This is a genomic window from Mesorhizobium sp. ES1-4 (assembly GCF_020164745.1).
In the GTDB taxonomy this organism is placed as follows: Bacteria; Pseudomonadota; Alphaproteobacteria; order Rhizobiales; family Rhizobiaceae; genus Mesorhizobium.
In genome coordinates this window covers 46,766-65,755 of sequence record NZ_JAIUGV010000015.1, presented here as the reverse complement: position 1 = coordinate 65,755, position 18,990 = coordinate 46,766, and the positions used below count along the sequence as shown (strand labels likewise).

Sequence of the window (18,990 nt, the reverse complement as noted above, 5' to 3'; positions counted from 1 at the left end):
GCGCTTTTCTGTAACCATTCCGGACATCGACTTAGCGATGGATTTGCCCGGATTGACGCTGCCGTCCCTCACCTCCGCCGAAGAAAGACTGCTGCTGCGCTTCGCCGATCCGGAGGTCGTGGCGGCCGAGGACAATTTGTCGGCAAAGATCCTGTCAGCTCTGCTCGACAATGCCGAATTCCACGGCGTCCTGCCGATCATGCTGCGCAAGCTCAGGGAGCGCGGCGACTCGCACCTGCCTGGGGATTCGGGCCTGCAAGCCAGGCTTGACGATCTGCGTCAGAAGGCGACCATCGCCACCGGCCAGTCGATGCTGCTGCAGTATCATGGCGACCGCATCATGAAGGGGATGGCGGCGGAAGGCATTCCAGCGCGGATCGTCAAGGGACCGGTCTTCGCGCGAAACCTCTACCGCAACGTGTCCGACCGGCCGTTCACCGACATCGACATCATCGTCGACCCCGCCGACCTGGCGCGGGCAAACCGGGTGATTGCGGAATGCGGCTTCGAGCTTGGCAGCGACGAGGCCGAATCCTACCGGCTGCAGGAGTTCAAGTGGCTGGAAAAAGATAACTCCAGCCTGCTTGTCGAACTGCATGGCGACCTGGTGCATGACACCGGCATGCGGCGGCGCCTGTCGCTGGGTTTTCGCGAACTGGGTATCATCGATGGCGAGGCAACCGACACCCCGGCGGCCCTTTTGACGATCGCCATCGTGCACGCCGCCGGGGGGCATAAATTCCACCGGCTGCAGCTTTGTGTCGACGTGCTGCAAGGCGTGCGGGCGTTGCAGTCAGCGGAATCGGAAACCCGCCTGCTCGAGGCGGCGCGCATGACCGGGATCGAACTCGAACTGGCGATCGTGCTCAACGTGACCGGCCGGCTGTTCGGCGAACCGCATGCGCTCGAACTCGCGGCGCGGATCAAACCCGACCTGTCGATATGGCTGGCCAAAAGGCTGATCACGACGAACACCCTGCTCAGGGTCAATTCCAGGGAGAAGATCGGCTCGCGCCTGCGCCGCGATGCGTTCCGCTGGATCCAGAGGCTGGCCAAGGCCAGGCCACACGCGGCATGAACCGACCGTCAGTCCCGTGATGTCAGTGTGGCGCTTATCAGCGCCGCCGCTTCGGCCGGGCGTGCGCCTGTTTCCAGGGTGAAGGTCGGCACGGACGAGACCAGTCTGCCGATCGTCGCCAGCCGGCGCTTCTGCAGGGGCAGCAGGCCGGTCATGCCGGTGCGGACATTGTCCATTGCCAATGCAATCATCGCATCGGTCCGGGCCATGGGCGCGAGCCGGGTCTCTTCGTCGGCGGATCGCGCAAGATGCAGGAGCGCGACTACCGGACGGGCGGTCGGGCTTTCGATTTTTACGATCCCGTCCAGCTTATCCAGCGAAACAGCCTGTTCGCCATTGCGGTCCCAGGATGGCCCGAGACACGGAGCCACTTGCGGGATCATCCGCGCGGTCTGCTCGTGGATCTTGACGTGGCGCGGCAAGCCCCAGGCAACAGGAGTGGCGGAAGCGACATTCACGATCATGGCGTCGTCGGAGCACAGGCCGTATCCCTGCGTTGCCAAGGCCAGCGATGTGGTGGTCTTGCCGGTGCCGCTCGGGGCATGGATCAGCACGACGGCGTCACGGCCCGGCAGCGTCAGGCCCGCGGTGTGCAGCATATGTTGGCCGCCGGCGTCGAGTGCCGCGTCCAGCATCAGCATGGACGGCGTCCAGGCGGCCTTGCTGTCGGGCACGACGCGGAGTCGAGCCCACCCCTTCTCGTTGATCTCGACGGTCTGGCGTCCCGGCAAGACCAGATGGACGCTGGCGCCGTCCGTTATCATCCGGCAATAGCCGTCCTCCGGTATCTCGCCGTCGAAGACAAGGGAGCCAACGGGCGTCTCGTCCAACGCCTCCGCCTCGGCAATCTCGAGATGGAAATCCGCCTCGGTCGAACCTTCGATGCGCAGGCTGGCGAGCATCCTGTCGAAGTCCCGCCATAGCTCGGCGCGTTCGGCCGATATGCCGAGGACCTGGCCGTTGAGGTCATAGAAGACGCGGGGTCTGGTCAAGCGGGGCGCACCTTCGCGGCACGGTCATGGTGGCGATAGATCTCGACCATGCCGGGAAGGCTGTCGCTGACCACCGGCCTGCCGTCGAGACAGACCCAGCAATGTGCCGACAGCCGGGACGCTTGCAGCGACTTCGGATCGACGCCGAAGCGCAACTCCGGATCGAAGCCGGCGAGGCGCAGGAAACGATGGCCGAGCAGACCTTCCCGCAGGCACCTGCGGTCGCGCATCAGCCAGGGACGGCGCACAGCACGGTTGACCCGAGCGACAATGTAGGGAGCGGGTAAGCCGCGATAGGGCGACGACGAGACGAGCGGCGCCCATTTCAGCACCTCCTCGAAGCTGCGGTTGGCAATGAGGACCGGCATCAGCCGCGCGCTTGCCCAGAGGTGGCAGCGGAACAAGGCGCGCAGGAGAGGACAGTCCGCCATCGAGTACCCTTAGCTATCAAGCCCCGGAGCGGCGAGAATGCCTTCCGACACCAGATCGGCGGCCAGCGCCGCCATGTCCTCGTCAAGCATGCCCTTGTCGACCTCGAACTCCTCGCAAAGCAGGCCGACGATCTGACTGAAGCTGCGCGCGCCATCCACCTTGTCGAGAAAGGCTTCGGTCGTGCCGTTGCAGGTGTAGAGCTGGCCGCTACGCGCCAGAAGCACGACCGCGCCGTCGCCGACATGCTGGACCGAGGCGTCGTCCGCCAGCCGCAGAACCGTTCCAGAGGCAATTTCCATCACGACCCCCCAAAAGCCAACGCAAAACCCCGAAATGAGATAGCGCGGTGGCGGCGCGCTGTCTATCGGCCAGCCGGGGATGATCGGGGATGGCCCGCGCCGCGCTGTGCTTGCGAAAGGCTCTTGTCAGGCCGCAACATCCCTCCACAGCCGAATATCGCCCCAGAAATAGTCGTCGGAGATGACACGCGCGGCAAGTGCGACGACTGGCAGGACCGTTGCTTTTCTTCCCTTAGGTGAGGTAAGAACTCCCCGGGTCTTGGGGAGATAGCGTATGCGTTACAATTGGGAGCGGGCTCCGACAACTTTCGAACGTCATCGAAAGGCTCTTGCGACAGCCATTTTGATCTTCGGCGGCGTAGGCCTCATGCTGGTGGCATTGCCGATCTAGCACGATGGACATTTGCCCAACGAATCCGGTTCGTTAGTCGGCTATCGACGGGTTGCTTGGCGGGAGTTCCGTCACCGCGGCAGCACGACGATCACCGCCGGCTTGCCGGCGGGAGCATTAGGCAAGGCCTTGCACGGCTTGTCCCTGCTGGCTCACGTGGACCCCAAGCGCCCTCGCCGCGCGACGTCGAAACTCGCCGGATAATCGGCCGTGCCCTTCGCCGGAATATGTCCAGCTGGGTGGTCGAACTGCCGTCCGTCATAAGTCGGCGAAAGCCGTTTCCGCGACACCTGCTCCAGCCAGGAAATGTCCGTCAGGTCAAGACGCGGCGGATTGAGACGAAAATGCAGGAAGACATCTCCGGAAAAAACAGCATAGGCTATCGGCGAGGACGGCAAATGGCTTCTGGGAGGATATTGATGGCTTCACGCTATCACGAGGTCTATGACGGCTGGAAACGCGACCCGGAAAAATTCTGGGCCGACGCGGCTGGCGCCATCGACTGGTATACGCCCTGGGACAAGGTGTTCGATGCCGCCGCCGGCGTCTACGGCCGCTGGTTCACCGGCGCGACCTGCAACACCTGCTACAACGCGCTTGACCGGCATGTCGCCGGCGGGCGCGCCGATCAGGTCGCACTGATCCATGACAGCGCCATCACCGGAACGGTAAGGAAGTTCACCTATGCCGAGCTGAAACGCGAGGTGGTGGCGCTGACCTCGGTGCTCAAGAATCGCGGCATCGGCAAGGGCGACCGTGTCATCATCTACATGCCGATGGTGGCGGAAGCGGCCATCGCGATGCTTGCCTGCGCCCGCATCGGCGCTGTCCATTCGGTCGTGTTCGGCGGCTTTGCCTCGCATGAGCTTGCCACACGCATCGACGACGCCAAGCCGAAACTGATCATCTCGGCCTCCTGCGGCCTGGAGCCGGGCAGGGTCGTTGCCTACAAGCCGTTGCTCGACAAGGCCATCGAGATATCCCGCCACAAGCCGGATGCTTGCCTGATATTGCAGCGCGACCAGTTGCGCTGCGATTTGAAGGACCATTTCGACATCGACTATGCCGACGCCGTCGCCCGCGAACGGGCGGCCGGCGCCAATGTCGATTGCGTGCCGGTGCTGGCCACCGACCCGCTCTACATCATCTACACGTCGGGCACGACCGGCCAGCCCAAGGGCATCGTGCGCGACAATGGCGGCCACATGGTCGCGTTGAAATGGACGATGGACAATGAGTTCGGCGTCAAGCCGGGCGAAGTGTTCTGGGCGGCGTCCGACGTCGGCTGGGTGGTCGGCCATTCCTACATCGTCTATGCGCCTCTGCTGCATGGCTGCACCAGCGTGCTGTTCGAAGGCAAGCCGATCGGCACGCCCGACGCCGGCACCTACTGGCGGGTGATCTCGGAGCACGGCGTGGTCGCACTGTTCACCGCGCCGACCGCCTTCCGCGCCATCAAGGGGCAGGACCCCAAGGGCGAGTTCGTGCCGAAATACGATCTGTCGAAATTCCGCACGCTGTTTCTCGCCGGCGAACGTGCCGACCCCGAAACCATCAAATGGGCGGAGCAGAAGCTCAACGTGCCGGTGGTGGATCATTGGTGGCAGACGGAGACCGGCTCGCCGATGACGATAAACCCTGCCGGGCTCGGCCTGCTGCCGGTGAAATACGGCTCGCCCGGGGTGCCCATGCCGGGCTACGACATCCGCGTGCTCGACGATGCCGGCCATGAGGTGCCGCGCGGCACGCTGGGCAACGTCGTGGTCAAGCTGCCGCTGCCGCCGGGCTGCCTGCCGACGCTGTGGAATGCGGACGCCCGCTTCCGCCAGGCCTATCTCGATGAGTTCCCCGGCTTCTACAAGACAGCCGATGCCGGCATGATCGACGACGATGGCTATCTCTACGTGATGGCCCGCACCGACGATATCATTAATGTCGCCGGCCACCGGCTGTCGACCGGCGCGATGGAAGAGGTGCTGGCCGCCCATCCCGATGTCGCCGAATGTGCCGTCGTCGGCATCGCCGATGCGATGAAGGGCCAGGTGCCGCTTGGCTTCGTTGTGCTGAACGCCGGTGTCACCCGCGAAGGCGGCGCCATCGAGAAGGAGGTCGTCGCTCTGGTGCGCGAGCGCATCGGCCCGGTCGCCGCCTTCAAGACCGTGGTGACGATCAAACGGCTGCCCAAGACGCGGTCGGGAAAAATCCTGCGCGGCACCATGCAGAAGATCGCCGACAAGGAAGCGTGGACCATGCCGGCGACCATCGACGATCCTGTCATTCTGGACGAGATCACCGTTGCTATGAAAGCGCGCGGGATCGGCGTTTGACGAAGCGCAGCGGCAACGGCGAGGCGTTGCCATTCTCGGATGTTTCGGCGCGGCGCAGTTTGTGATCGCCGCGGCGCTCGCTTGTTGATTGTGCAACGCAGCATCACACCTTACGTTTCCCGCGGGGGGCCGTCCGATCGGATCGCATGGCTCAGCAGAAGACAACGTTTGGCGGCATCGACATATTGCGGTTTCTCGCCGCCGTGCTGGTCATGATCTACCATCACGGTTTCTGGGTGTGGGCCTATCCCGACGGCATCTCGGCGCAGGCCACGGGTGGCGTTCCGGCGCAGCCCGGTATAGGTGCCTGGGTCGGGTCCGGCTGGGTCGGCGTCCAGATCTTCTTCGTCATCAGCGGTTTAGTCATCGCGTTCAGCGCCGAGAGTTCGACGCCGCTGCGGTTCTTCGAGGCAAGGGTCAAAAGGCTGGCGCCGGCGGTCTGGATTTGCGCGCCGGTCACCGCGGCGCTTTTGCTGCTCATTGGCTTGAGCTGGCCGACCGATGCGGTGGTCAGGCTCGCTCGAACGGCCCTGTTCGCGCCCTATGGTCCCTGGGTGGACAGCGTCTACTGGACGCTCGGCATCGAGATCGCCTTCTACGCCATCGTCTGGGTCCTGTTGCGGCTCGGCCGCTTCCACCTGATAGAGAGGGTTGCCATCGTCGTCGGCCTTGTCAGCACGTCGTTCTGGTGCCTCTATTATCCGCTCGGCTGGTCCGACTTCGCCGAGACGCGCTGGCTGCAGCTCGTCCTGGTCCATCATGGCTGCTTCTTCGCGGTCGGCGTGCTCATCTGGCTGATGCGGTTCAAGGCGGCGACGGCCCCTCGCCTTGGCTTCTGCCTGCTATTCCTCGGCGGCGGCGTGCTGCAGATCGTCAGCTCCGTCGAGGTCCGCAGCGTCAAGGTCGGAGCCGTGATGCCCTACGCGCCGCCGATCCTGATGTTCCTCGTGGGCATCGCGCTGATGGCGTGGTCGCTCAAACTCGATCTCAGCTGGAGCGGCTGGCGCCGGATCGGCCTTATGACCTATCCGCTCTATCTGATCCACGACGTCATCGGCGCGGCGATGCTCGGCGCCATGGTGCGCGCGGGATTTCCTTATCTCCTGTCGATGGCAACAGTCGGTGCGACCATGATCGCGGCAAGCTGGCTGGTGGCGACGGAAGCCGAACCGCGCGTACGGCTGCTGCTCGATCACACGCTTTTCCGCTACCGGCTGAGGGCGGCGTAGCCATATTTCCAGACTTCGAGCGATGCGCCGCTCCGCTTCATGTCCGGCCGCACGAAATGAGGGAGGGTCGAAGCCTTTGCGCAATATCGAAATGAGAACCTCAGCGCAGCCCAACGGTGGGGGCAGCCTGTCTCAGACCGTCGTCTTGCCGCGCACTTCCGTCTTGTCGAGATAGTAGCTCGAGTATGTGTCGAAGAATTTCTCCGACGCGCCGAAGGATCCGTATTTGGCCAGCTTCTTCAGGTTGACCTTGTTCAGCACCACGCCGACGATCTTGTTGGCGACGTAGGGTTCGGATACCAGCATCGAGCGCACCATGGCGCGCGGCGTGCGGCCCCATTCGGTAACCAGCACAAAGCCATCGACGAGCGGCGCGAAGGCTTTGGCATCCACCACCGGCCCGAGCGGCGGCAGATCGACAATGATATATTCGAAGGTTTCCTTGGCGTTCTCGATGAAGCGACGCATACCGGCCGAGGAGAGAAGCTCGCTGGTGTGCGAGAAATGCCCGCGCGACACCGCCGGAATGATCGCGAGCTTGGTCTGCCTGTCGATCTTGCCGACGGACTGCCAGGTCTGGCCGCTCACCACTGCTTCCATCAATCCCTGGTCGGCTTCCATGCCGAGGCTGCGGCTCAGGCCCGGATTGCGCAAATCGCCGTCAATGAGCAGCGTCTTGGCGCCGTTGGCGGCGAGCAACCCGGCGAGATTGGCCGCGACCGTCGACTTGCCTTCGCCGGGCAGGACCGAGATCACGCCGATGACACGACTGGCTTGCCCTTCCATGACGACATCGAAGGCGATCTTGGCGCTGCGCAGCGTTTCGGAGAACATCGATGCCGGAGCGTCGATGCTCACCCGCATCCGCGCGCGCCTCTCAATGGCGGCCGGAGACCTGGCGACCTTGACATCCGGCTGACCCTCGTCCGGCTTGTCTTCCTTGGCGGGTTTGCCGCCAATGGTCGGCAGGTAACCGAGGAATTTGAGGCCGACGCGGTCGCGCACCTCCTCGCCGGTCCTGAAGAACCGTTCGTTGAACTCGTTGAGACCGCCGAAACCGGCGCCCATCAGAACGCCGAGCACCAGCGAAAGACCGAGCACGACGACGGTGCGCGGGCTCGAGGCTGAGAGCGGTGTCGACGCGTCCGAGATGATGCGTATCTTGCCGACCGGGAAAGATCGCTGCTGCGCGGCTTCCTCGTAACGGCCGAGGAAGGTCTGGTAGAGCGTCGTCAGCGCCGTCGCCTTCTGGTCGAGCTCGCGCAGCTTGACCTGCGACTGGTTGTCGACGGAACTCTTGCCCTGGGCGGCGGCGACGTTGGCCCTGAGCGCTGTCTCGCGCGCCAGGGCCACCTCATACTCGTTGCGATAGCTTTCGGTGAGTTGCTTCAGCTCGCCGAATATCTGGGCCGAAATGTCGGCCTTTTCCTTGGCGAGCGCCAAGGCTTGGGGATGCTGGGCGCCGAAATTCGCCTCGACATCCTGCTGCCGCTTGGCGACCGCGAGATAGCGGGTCTTCAGGGCTGCGATGACCGAGCTGGCCGGCTGGTCGCTGGATATGGCGGCGTCCTTGAAAGCGTTGTCGGAGCCGCCGTCGACGATCGACTTGTACTGCTGGTAGCGAGCGCTGGCACGGGCCGTGTCGGCCTGCGCCACGATGAGCTGGGCGTTCAGGTCGGCGAGTTGCTTGTCGCTCATCAACTGGCCGTCGCTGTTGGCGGAAAGACCATGCTCGGCCCTGAACTTCTCGACCGCGAGCGATGCCTGCTGCGAGCTTTCGCGCAGGTCGGTCAGACGGCCCTGCAGCCAGACCGCCGCGCGCTCGGTGGCGTCGAAGCTGGCATCGAGCTGGTCGGCGAGATAGGCGTCGGCGTAAGCCTTGGTGATGGCTTTCGCCAAGCCCGGATCCGTCCCCTGGTAGCCAAGCGCGATGACATAGCTTCGCCCGACGCGATCGGCCCGGATCTCGTTCTGCAGCTTAAGGATGGCGTAGTCGCGTCGGGATGCGGCGATCAGCGCATCGCGCGCGGCGGGGTCGAGCTTGTTGATGTCGCCGACGCCAGGCACGACATGGCTTGGACGGACATACTGGATCAGGCCGCGGATCAGGCCGATGCCTTGGGCAAGCGCCGATTGCGGCGGGTTCATGAACGTGTCGTTCTGGTCGAGCTTGAGCTTGTCGACGACCACGGCGGCCAGCCGCGTCGATGTCAGGATCTCGATCTGGCTCAGAATCGCGGAGTCGGTCTGCATTGTCGTCGAGGCCGCCGAGATGTCGTCGACGATCTTGTTCAGCCCCTCATCGATCAGCACGCTGGAGATCGACACATATTTGGGTGGCGTGGTCTGCAGATAGAGCAAGCCGAGGAAAAGGCCGATGGCGGCACACACGGCAACCACCTTGGCCTGCCGTGCGGCCATGCCAAGCAGCCGCTCGATGTCGATGAAGTCGTCGCCGTCTTCCGCGTTCGAATTCGGCAATGGCATCCTCTTGTCTAGAGGATAGTTTGCATAATTCATCTTCGGTCCAATTCTGGCTTGTCTCGCTCGCAGGCCCCGGGACGATCGGGAGCATTGGCGGGCGCGGCACACGCTTGGTGCCGGACAGCGCGGGGCCGGCTGGCCCCTCCGCCGTCAGCCGCCCGACAATGTTCCCGAAAGTTGGGCATTATGCGGCTTCTTCCTGGCGTTCATGCGACCGGACGAACTCCCGGAGCATCTCGAAAACCGGACCCTTCATGTCATCGCGCGCCAGCGCGAAGGCGACATTGGCCTGGATGAACCCTTCCTTGGAACCGCAGTCGAACATGCGCCCCTTGAAGGGCTGGGCAAAGAACGGCTGCTCCCTGGACAGGCGGACCATGGCGTCGGTCAGCTGGATCTCATTGCCGGCGCCGCGTTGCTGGTTGCCCAAAAGCTGGAATATCTCGGGCTGCAGGATGTAGCGGCCGTTGATGTAGAAGTTCGACGGCGCGTTGGCCGGCGCAGGCTTTTCGACCATGGCCGTCACCTCGAAGCCGCCACCAATGTCGGCGCCACGGCCGACCATGCCATATTTGTTGGTCTCGCCGGGATCGCAGCGCTCGACGGCGATGACGTTGCCGCCGGTCTCGGCATAGAGGTTGGTGATCTCGGCCAGGCATCCGCGCCCGCCGAAAGAGACCATGTCGGGCAAAAGCAGGGCGAAGGGCTCGTTGCCGATGACTTCGCGCGCGCACCAGACGGCATGGCCGAGGCCTTGTGGCGATTGCTGGCGGATGAAGGAGGTGGCGCCGGCCACCGGTAGCAGGCTTTCCAGTGACTGCAATTGCGCCTTTTTGCCGGTCTGCTCCAGCGTTCCGATCAGTTCCGGATGGAGGTCGAAATAATCCTCGATGACCGCCTTGTTGCGGCCGGTAACGAAGACGATGTGCTCGATGCCGGCCTCGAAGGCCTCGTCCACCGCATACTGCACGACAGGCCTGTCGACGACGGGAAGCATTTCCTTCGGCAACGACTTGGTCGCCGGCAGGAACCTTGTCCCAAGCCCCGCCACCGGTATCACGGCCTTCCTGATTTTCTTCATCGCAAATTCCTTCTGAGGAGATCGACTTCAGTCCATTCGCAGGCCACGAAAAATCCCTCCATGTGCCTGCATCTTCACCTCCCCACCCCCACGGCAAACTGTGCCGCTACTCTTCGCAACCGCACGGCGATCGGCATGCCCATATGGCTGACCGCCGCCGGGTCGCTGAGCGCCGTCCGGATCGCCTTGAGCGGAGACCGCGCCTTGATGTGCTGGACCATCGCCAGGAACGAGGCCGCCTTGCGCAGGCTGCGGCCGCGCCGGGCGAAGGCGGCCTGGGCCGCGTCGTCCATCCGATGGGTCTGAGCGAATTCGGCATCCGCCTTGCGCATCGCCTCGACATGGTGAGGCTCGAGCACGCGCGAGATGGAGCCGCCGCGGATATGATAGGCATAGCCGATATCAGGCTCGACCACGCATCTGCCGCCCACGGCCAGGGCCTCGGCAAACAGGATGTAGTCCTCGCCGATCCTCAGTTTCTCGTCATAGCGTAAGCGGTTTTCGTCGAGGAACCGGCGCAGGAAGATCGGCTTGAGGTAGCCGAGATTGAACTTCGATTCGAAGACGACATTGCCGGCGATGTAGGTGGCCAGCGAAATCTCGCGCAGGCCTTCCAGATACAGGCGCGGGAACATCGCATCCTCGGCCACGCCGTCTTCGCGGACGACCTGAAGATTGTCGACCGCGATCTCGGCTTTCGCCTTTTCGGCGCGGCCGATCATGGCGGCGATGCGGCCGGGAAACACCGCGTCGTCGGAATCGAGAACCGCGATCCACTTGCCGCGCGCTGCGTCGAGCCCGGCATTCCTGGCCCCGCCGGGACCTCGGTTCCGTTCGAGGGCCACGACACGCACGATGTGTTCGGGATAGGCACGCGCCACATCGACCGTGGCGTCACACGACCTGTCGTCGACGACGATGATCTCGACGCTGACGCCCTTCTGCGCGATGGCGCTGGTGATCGCCCGATCAAGGGTTGCCTCGGCGTTATAGGCGGCAATCACAAAAGAAACATCGGGGACGAAGGTTACATCAGGCCGCACGCTTGCCTCCTTCCCCTGGTGAAGGCTGGCCGTAGAGGCGCAGTTCGCGGACACCGACAAGGCCGCTGACGACGCCGACATGCATGATGCCGCGCAGCACGCTGCGGTTCCTGCGCACCGGGTTGGCGACAACGGGAAGCGCGGCAGCGAAGCAAAAGGCCGCCTTTGCCGCGGCAAGGCCGACATGCCTGATCCGCCCGATGCCACGCGCATTGCTGCCAAGGAGGTGACCATGCGTCTGACCCACGCGAAAACGGCGGCGGCCGAGCCAGTCAAACGCGGCCCTGGCACGCGGCACCGCCTCGTCCACCCACGCCTGCGGCGCAAAGGCGATCCGGCCGCCGGCCTTGTGCATCTGGTCGAAGAATTCGGTGTCCTCGCCGCCGGTCTGGCCGCGCGCTAGGCTGAAGCGGCGGCCGCGCAAGCTGTCCGATCGCATGCGCAGCAGGACGTTGCAGGTGTAGCCCGTACGGATTTCGCCGCGCACGCGCACCGGCAAGGTGGAATGGAAATCGCCGCGGCGCATCCAGTCCGGCGCATCCGGGCCATAGAGCGCGCGCACCGGGCCGAGAACCGCTGCGGCCCCGCTCGTTTCAGCCGTGGCTACCAGTTCGGCGAGCCAGTTGACGCTGGCGGTCTCGTCGTCGTCGATGAAGGCCAGAAAATCCGCCTCGCTGGCATCGAGGCAAGCGTTGCGGGCGATCGAGATGTTGCGCGCCGGGCAATGCCGGTAGCGGACCGGCAGCTTCAATTCCCGTGACAGCGCCGTCACCAATTCCCTGGCGCTTGGCGTGTCGTCATTGTCGGCGACGACAACGCCGACCTCGAAGCCGTCAGGCAGGGCAAGAGCGGCGAGCGAGCGCAACGTGTCGGCCAATTCCGGCCGCCGGAAAGTGCACACGCCGATGTCGATGCCGCGGATCTCGGCCTGAACCGCCATCACGCCGCCCTCCGCCGCGCGCCGAGGCCGAGAAGCTGCAGCCAGAAGCCGACGGACCAGCCGAAATGCATCACCATCGCGGAGACGCCGGCAAGCGCGCTATCGGCATTGCGCTGGCTGATGGCCGTCACCAGGCCGTAGCCCAGACACACCGCCACCCACAGCAACAGCGGCAGCGCCGCGATCCAGTGCACGAACGAGAAGGCGGCGAGCACAACCACCGGGAAGACCGCCAGCGGCACCATCTGCCGAACCTTCGGGATCACCCGGTGTTTCAGCACGTTCTTGGCCCGGCCGCGGCCATAGCCGAGATACTGGAAATAGAGGCCGCGCAGCGAGCTACGCGGATAATAGACCATCTGCGTCCTGCCGCTCATCCAGATCCTGTAGCCGGCCTGCCTCAGCCGGTAGTCGAGTTCGGCATCCTCGTTGTGGCTGAACGCTTCGTCATAGCCGCCGACGGCCCGGAAGGCCGATATCCGCATCAGCGCGTGATGGCCGTGATCGACCCACTCCCCGGCGGAGAGGTGGCGATGCTTGGAGCCGCCGGTGCCGAGCTTGGAGTTCTGCGCCGCGGCCGCAGCCTTCTGCACGGTGCCGCTGCCGCTGGTCAGCATCGAAACCACCACCGAATCCGCGCCGGTGGCCTGCGCCTCCTCGACCAGCCGGTCGCAATAGTCGTCGGGATAGCCGCCATGGGCATCGATGCGGATGAAATATTGCGCGGCCTCGCCAAATTTGGCCACCGCAAGGTTGATCGCGGCACTCTGGATGCGCTTTTCATTGTGGAGCAGGACGATGCAGGGATCCATCTTCTGGCGCTCGCCGACGATGGCCAGCGTGCCATCGGTGCTGCCGCCATCGGCCACGACGATCCGCGCGCCAAGCCTTGCCGCCGCCGGGCAGAGCTGGTCGAGCAGCGCGCCGATATGGGTTGCCTCATTCAGGCAGGGGATCACGATCAGAAGCGTTTGCGTCATCGGGCGACCTCCATCTATGCCAGGGCTTCGGCCACGAGGGGTTCGCGTACGGTGGTCAGGCGACGCAGCTTCTCGACCAAGGCGCTGCAGTCGCTGCGATCATGGCTCCACATCCTCGGATTGTGGACCAGCACGCGTGCCTTCAGCCTGCCGAAGCGGTGTTGTTCCATGCTGCCAAGCGCGGTTTCGAGCGCCTCGGGCGTGGCATGCGGCAACAAAACGCCGATATCCTGCTGCCGCAGGAACCGTCCGGTCTCGGTGTTGTCCATCGAGATCGGCACCGCACCGAAGCGGCAACCTTCATAAAGGCGGTTGGGCAGCAGCCATTCGGAGTTCTGACCCTCCTCGAAAAAATCGATCGCCCAGGAGAAATGGACGTCCTGATAGATCGCCGCCATGTCCTCGGGGTTGCGATACGGTCCGCGAAACGACAGGTAAGGTTCGGCATCGACGAAGGCATGAAAATCCGGGAATTCGGAAAGTGCCGGACGGCCACGCAGCACGATCTCGAACCGGCCTTCCATGCGGCGCGTGAAGCCGGCCAGCAGTTCGAGCGAGCGGCGGCACCGAAGCGCTCCGAACCAGCCGATCCGCCACGGCGGAGCGACAGGTCCTTCCACCGCCTCGCGCTCACCGGGCAGAATCGCCGCGATCTCGAAATACTTGTTCTCGACCAGTTCCACCGGTGCCGCGACCTGGCGGAAGGGCTTGAAATAATTGGCGACGAAAGCGGGCGAACTTGTCACCAGCAACTTCACGTCCCGCGCCAGATGGCGCTCGGCGGCGCGCAGCGCCTTGCCCAGGACATCGTCGCGAAGCACCAGGCGGTGAATGTCAAGACATTCGTAGACGATCGGGACAGCGGCGCCGAAAGCCGACCGGGCGCGGCGGGCCAGTGCCAGCATTTCCAGATTGCGCGCGATGATGAGGTCGGCCCTCGGCGTACCCCTCAGTTTCGTGCGAAGCGAAACCGCCGCCTTCGCCACCGCCGCCAGGCGCTGGGTGAATCGGCCGTCGCGCGTCGCGCCAAGGTCGATCGGCCGCAATCCTTCAACGTCGGCAATCGGGTTCGCGGTGCGGCGGAAGCCCGCCAGGGTGACCCGGGCGCCACCTGCCCTGAGCATCGTGATCCGCCGGCGAACCGCCGGATCGGAAACATCGTGCACCAGGTACAAGACATGCAGCATGAAAACTCAATCGCTGTTGGCCCACCCGAAGGGAAGCCTAGTACAGCTCTTGCTGCATCGCAACATTTTTGGTGCGGCGTAGCAAAATTAGCGATCTTTGCCGCGCTGCACAAAACATCCGATCCAATTTTTTGACAGCGTCGGCGCGGCCACGCAATCGAGGGTTCGGAGTCACATGCCCTTCCGCGCCCGGAAATCGGGGCGTTTTTGGGTTGCAACCCCCGCAAGATGACGATCGCATCGGCCCAAATCGCTTCCCGCCCGGCAGCAGAGCTGACAGTTAATCAATTGCTAAAACCGTATTGCACTGCAACACAAAATGGTGTTGAGTTCTTGTCAGGGAAGTTGGGCCTTGAGTTTGGCTAGGGATCCGCTCTTGCATTCTGTTGCAGTGCGGCAGCGTGCTTTCTGCATCTTTGGGATGGCTTGCGAATACCCCCGACGCCGCTGCTTGAAGACGAGTGGTCAGTATGGGCAAGTCTCTTCGTATTGCGGTCTTCGACGACAAGTATCCGACCAGCTTCGTTACGCCGCGAGCATCCAGGCATACGATCCTGCGACAGCGATTCCTGCCATTAAATCTGGTCTCATCCAAGCTGGAAGGCGTGACACTGATCGAACCTGCCTTGTCTGTCGACATGGTGCATGCGTTCAACCGGATACCGATCAATTCCTCGAAGTACATCATGTCGTTCGAATCCCACTTGCCGCGACAGTTTGCCCTTCGCAAGCGCGGGTTGATGGCCCGCTACCTAAGGTCGCGGATTGCAAGCCCAAATTGCCGTCGCATCATCGCACTGTCGCATTTTGCCCGCAGAAGTTTTCTGGCCCAGCACAGCGACAATCCCGAAGTCGATCTCCTGGCGGAAAAGCTGTTGGTCCGCCACCCGAACATCGTGGTGCCCGCGACGGACGATGCGATGTCCGAAAACAGCGCCGAGGAACTGGTGCTGACATTTGTCGGCGCCCACTTTGGCCGCAAGGGCGGATGCGTTGCCGTCAAGATCGCCGAAAAGGCTGTTCAGCAGAAATTGCCAATCCGGGTCAACATTGTCTCAAGCCTTCAGGTTGGCGGCCATATATGGACGGATCCGACAAGTCCGGGATTCTTCGACCCCTACATCAAGCTCCTCGAGCTGAGAAACGTCCGGCATCACGGGGTGTTGCCCAACCGATCGGTGCGGCAATTGCTGCGCAACTCGCACTTCGGCATCCTCACCACGTTTGGCGACACGTTCGGCTATTCAGCGCTGGAATCCATGTCCGAGCACACGCCGGTTATTGGAACGAAGGTCTGCGCCTTGCCCGAATTCCTCGAGGACGGGGTCAACGGGATCGCCTTGCCTGTCAGGCTCGACGACATCGGCGATTGGTGGAGTCCGGGATACGACGCGCGGGGGGAGGCAAAATATGCCGAATATTTCCGTGATGAGGTCGAGCGGCTGGCCAGTTTGGCCATCGATCGATTGAAGCCGTATATCGGGCAACCCGCCTTGATGGAGCCGCTCCGGCGCGATGCCCGCAGGACCGCGGAAACCATGTTCGGGGCAGAATCCGCGGGCGCGTTTCTCGATGCGCTTTACGATCGCGTCGCATTGGAAGGGGTGCGCGAGTCCGTGCAACTCGATCCTGCCCTCGATGTTGCATCTCCCCAGTCCTTGCAGCTTGAAGGCGTCCGGCCCGGTTCATCGCAGTTTGAAGCCGGCAGGCAAAAATGCAGTGGACAAACCCGCCCCCCAGCAGCCTCCGTGGCTTGAGCATCTCTCCAGGCGTTGCAGCCGCTGCCGCCTGCGCCCGCCGATAATGTCCTGACATGAAAGGCTTTTCCGCATTGCAATATTTTTTGATGCAATGCAGCAAAAAATCGCCTTATCATTGGTATAGGGTTCGATCATCAAAGTGGCGTCCATGCCACCGGAAGACCAAGGCCGCATCAAACGGCCGGCTTGGCATCGTCGCCGCTGACAAGGTCAAGGCGACCCAATGGAGGCTAGCGATGAATTCCACACGCAGACAATTCCTGACGCTTCTGGCGGCCTCCACGGCGGTGCAATGGGCCGCCGGCCATGCACTGGCTGAAAGCGTAACGGCGGGGAGCGGGGATGTTGCCCTCGACAAGCTTCCCGACTGGTCGGGCGTCAAGCTGCAACTTTGGAAATACAACAATCCCTTCGTGCCGTCGCAGTGGAGCGAACCCAAGCTTGGAGGCTACGACTGGAAAGCCGAGAACGTCAAAATCGTCGACGGCGCCCTTCAGCTTACCGTCAGCGAGAAGGCCTCCGCGGAGGTCATCTCTGGCGCCAACTCCGCTTCCTCGTCGGCAAAATGGGAAGTGGACGTAACGCTTCCCACTATGAAGCCAGGGCTGATTGCGGCGCCGCTTTGGATTTTCAACGACAAGGCGCATGAGGAAGTCGACTTTGAGATCGTCGGCACCAAAGGGATGCAGCTTACCGTCTGGGCCAATGTCGACAACAAGCACAAGACCGTTTGGATGAAATTGTTCCAGCCCGGCGACCTCTCGGGCAAACGATATCGCCTGGGCATGCAATACGAGGCGGGGAAAAGAGTTGCCTTCTTCATCGACGGCAAGGAGGTGGCCGTCGTAACGCCGGCGGACACTCCCGGCGGAGCCTTCCCGAACAAGCCCATGAAGCCGTATTTCGATCTGTGGGTGGCGGCAGGCGCGGCCATGGATCCGCGTTGGGCCGGCAAATGGGAGCCAATGGCCCCCTCCGAAAGACTGGTCATGACACTCCACGGATACAGACGCAGCGACATCGGCCAATGAGCTGACCCTTCACGGCGCCAAGGCTGCTTTGTCGAGCATCAAGGCATCTGGACCAGGCATGCTGCATCGCAACATTTTTGGTGCGGCATTCCACGTTTTCTGTTGCGCTGCAAAATTATTGCCGTAGTTTATGGGCGGCGGCGGTCGTGGAATTTCGGGCTCCGGAATCCGCGCAAAGATCAGGAATCCTGAATTTGGAAGCCAACCCATTCGATCCGCCAGAAGGCTCGCTGCGGAAATCGGTCGGCCGCGGTGCCGTCGTGACCGCAATGGCGCAGTCGGTGCGGGTCGCCACCCAGATCGTATCCGTCATCGTGCTGTCGCGGCTCTTGTCGCCGCAGGATTTCGGCGTCGTGGCCATGAGCGCACCGGTGCTGGCCTTCATCGCCCTGTTCCAGGATTTCGGCCTGACCCAGGCGACGATCCAGAAGACAGGCATCCGGCATGACGAGGTAAACTACCTCTTCTGGATCAATGTCGCCGTCAGCGCCACACTGGCCTGTGTGCTCGCTGGCGCGTCACCCCTGGTCGCCGCCTTCTACGGCGAGCCGCGCGTCGCCGGCCTGGTGGCGGCATTTGGATTGCAGATCCTGGCCTACGGCCTGGGCGCACAGCATCTGGCGCTGCTGACGCGCCGCATGCAGTTCGGCCGTCTGGCGATCATAGACGTCGCCGGGGCCGTCGCGGGTCTGGCGGTATCGATCGCCTGGACCTTCATCGACCGCTCTTATTGGGCGCTGTTTGCCGGCACGCTGACCGGCGCGGTGCTGCCGACGCTGTGTTACTGGGCAAGTTCGCGCTGGCGGCCGGGCATGCCGCGCAAGGCCGCGGGCATCGGCGAGCTGATCAATTTCGGTGCCGGGATTACCGGTTTCAATTTCGCCAATTTCTTCGCCCGCAATCTCGACAACGTGCTGATCGGCAAATACTGGGGCGAGGCCCAGCTCGGCCTTTATGATCGCGCCTACAAGCTGCTGCTGTTTCCGTTGACCCAGATCACCAACCCGCTGTCGAAGGTCATGGTGCCGGCGCTTTCCAGGTTGAAGGACGAGCCGGACCGCTACCGCAGCGCCTATCTCCGCGTCATGCCGCTGATCTTGCTGGTCGCACTTCCGGGCGTCGCCTTCTCGACAGCCATGTCCGATGTGCTCATCCCTTTCGTGCTCGGCGAGCAATGGCGACAGAGCGCCAACATCTTCCTCGCACTCGGCTTTGCCGGGTTGCTGCAACCCCTGAACAATCCGGCTGGATGGCTTTTCGTTAGCCAGGGCCGCTCGGGCGATTTCATGCGCTGGGGTATTATAACGGCCGTGACATCGGTGCTGGCCTTCGTGCTTGGCCTCCCCTATGGCGCACTGGGCGTAGCGATCGCCTATGCGGTCAGCGAATATATGAGGACACCGTTCCTGTGGCTCTATGTCGGCAAAAGTGGGCCGCTGCGGGCCAGCCATGTCCTGCACGCGGCTACGCCCTTCGTCCTTGGCGCCCATCTGGCGCTGGCCGCCGTCTGGTTCATCAAGCCGCTGCTGCCGCACCAGCAGCTTGTTGCGCTGGCGAGCGCGGCATCAATTGCCTACGCAGTCACCATCGCAATTGCACTGGTGTTTGCTTCTGGCCGCGAAGCCTTGCGAGAGGCCCTGAAGCTGGTGCCGAAGCGGACACCCGCGATAGCCGCAAACGAGGCAAAGTAACATGCGCATGCCGTCAGGATCAGTGCTGACCATGCCGGCGGCATC

Annotated in this window: 15 protein-coding genes; 6 read left to right on the top strand and 9 right to left on the bottom strand. The window is 63.2% G+C overall.

The features are described from left to right. Positions 1 to 37: 37 nt before the first annotated feature. Positions 38 to 1,078, top strand: coding sequence for a nucleotidyltransferase family protein (locus LB556_RS24810; RefSeq protein ID WP_224570235.1), 1,041 nt, complete (start codon positions 38 to 40; stop codon positions 1,076 to 1,078). Between the two features lie 8 nt (positions 1,079 to 1,086). On the opposite strand, the gene LB556_RS24805 is transcribed toward LB556_RS24810, so the two are convergent. From LB556_RS24805 to LB556_RS24795, 3 genes are read right to left on the bottom strand one after another with little or no spacing between them, the layout of a single operon-like run. Then, positions 1,087 to 2,070, bottom strand: a complete 984-nt coding sequence (locus LB556_RS24805) for a serine kinase (protein WP_224570234.1) — start codon at positions 2,068 to 2,070, stop codon at positions 1,087 to 1,089. Then, a complete protein-coding gene (locus LB556_RS24800) occupies positions 2,067 to 2,501 on the bottom strand; it encodes a lasso peptide biosynthesis B2 protein (RefSeq protein ID WP_224570233.1) in 435 nt (144 codons plus the stop codon). Before LB556_RS24800 ends, LB556_RS24805 begins: the two co-directional genes overlap by 4 nt. A 9-nt stretch (positions 2,502 to 2,510) precedes the next feature. Then, on the bottom strand, positions 2,511 to 2,801 hold the full coding sequence (locus LB556_RS24795; RefSeq protein WP_224570232.1) for a PqqD family protein: 291 nt from the start codon (positions 2,799 to 2,801) through the stop codon (positions 2,511 to 2,513). Positions 2,802 to 3,611: 810 nt separating this feature from the next. Between LB556_RS24795 and LB556_RS24790 the strand changes: the two genes are divergently transcribed. Together LB556_RS24790 and LB556_RS24785 are read left to right on the top strand one after the other, a co-directional pair. Beyond that, positions 3,612 to 5,519 carry a propionyl-CoA synthetase gene (locus LB556_RS24790; protein ID WP_224570231.1) on the top strand — a complete coding sequence of 636 codons (1,908 nt, stop codon included), beginning with the start codon at positions 3,612 to 3,614 and terminating at the stop codon, positions 5,517 to 5,519. A gap of 146 nt (positions 5,520 to 5,665) precedes the next feature. After that, positions 5,666 to 6,748, top strand: a complete 1,083-nt coding sequence (locus LB556_RS24785) for an acyltransferase family protein (RefSeq protein WP_224570230.1) — start codon at positions 5,666 to 5,668, stop codon at positions 6,746 to 6,748. A gap of 132 nt (positions 6,749 to 6,880) precedes the next feature. Here LB556_RS24785 and LB556_RS24780 read toward each other — a convergent pair whose 3' ends face one another. The 6 genes from LB556_RS24780 to LB556_RS24755 form a co-directional block, all read right to left on the bottom strand. Beyond that, positions 6,881 to 9,268 (bottom strand): polysaccharide biosynthesis tyrosine autokinase, encoded by a 2,388-nt coding sequence (locus LB556_RS24780; RefSeq protein ID WP_224570229.1) that lies wholly within the window; start codon positions 9,266 to 9,268, stop codon positions 6,881 to 6,883. A 148-nt stretch (positions 9,269 to 9,416) separates the two neighbouring features. Continuing rightward, positions 9,417 to 10,313 carry a UTP--glucose-1-phosphate uridylyltransferase gene (locus LB556_RS24775; RefSeq protein ID WP_224570228.1) on the bottom strand — a complete coding sequence of 299 codons (897 nt, stop codon included), beginning with the start codon at positions 10,311 to 10,313 and terminating at the stop codon, positions 9,417 to 9,419. Between the two features lie 74 nt (positions 10,314 to 10,387). Beyond that, positions 10,388 to 11,356, bottom strand: coding sequence for a glycosyltransferase family 2 protein (locus tag LB556_RS24770; protein WP_224570227.1), 969 nt, complete (start codon positions 11,354 to 11,356; stop codon positions 10,388 to 10,390). Further along, a complete protein-coding gene (locus tag LB556_RS24765) occupies positions 11,346 to 12,296 on the bottom strand; it encodes a glycosyltransferase (protein WP_224570226.1) in 951 nt (316 codons plus the stop codon). Before LB556_RS24765 ends, LB556_RS24770 begins: the two co-directional genes overlap by 11 nt. Beyond that, positions 12,296 to 13,276 (bottom strand): glycosyltransferase family 2 protein, encoded by a 981-nt coding sequence (locus tag LB556_RS24760; RefSeq protein ID WP_224570225.1) that lies wholly within the window; start codon positions 13,274 to 13,276, stop codon positions 12,296 to 12,298. Before LB556_RS24760 ends, LB556_RS24765 begins: the two co-directional genes overlap by 1 nt. Before the next feature lie 14 nt (positions 13,277 to 13,290). Continuing rightward, entirely contained in the window at positions 13,291 to 14,463 is a 1,173-nt protein-coding gene (locus LB556_RS24755; RefSeq protein WP_224570224.1) for a glycosyl transferase family 1, read from the bottom strand. Between the two features lie 470 nt (positions 14,464 to 14,933). Between LB556_RS24755 and LB556_RS24750 the strand changes: the two genes are divergently transcribed. From LB556_RS24750 to LB556_RS24740, 3 genes are all read left to right on the top strand, one after another. Beyond that, the gene (locus LB556_RS24750) at positions 14,934 to 16,220 is read left to right on the top strand and encodes a glycosyltransferase family 4 protein (protein ID WP_224570223.1); all 1,287 of its coding nucleotides are present in this window, start codon (positions 14,934 to 14,936) and stop codon (positions 16,218 to 16,220) included. A 56-nt stretch (positions 16,221 to 16,276) separates the two neighbouring features. Then, a complete protein-coding gene (locus LB556_RS24745) occupies positions 16,277 to 17,254 on the top strand; it encodes a family 16 glycosylhydrolase (RefSeq protein WP_224570222.1) in 978 nt (325 codons plus the stop codon). Between the two features lie 194 nt (positions 17,255 to 17,448). Beyond that, on the top strand, positions 17,449 to 18,945 hold the full coding sequence (locus tag LB556_RS24740; protein ID WP_224570221.1) for a lipopolysaccharide biosynthesis protein: 1,497 nt from the start codon (positions 17,449 to 17,451) through the stop codon (positions 18,943 to 18,945). The last annotated feature ends 45 nt before the right edge of the window (positions 18,946 to 18,990 follow it).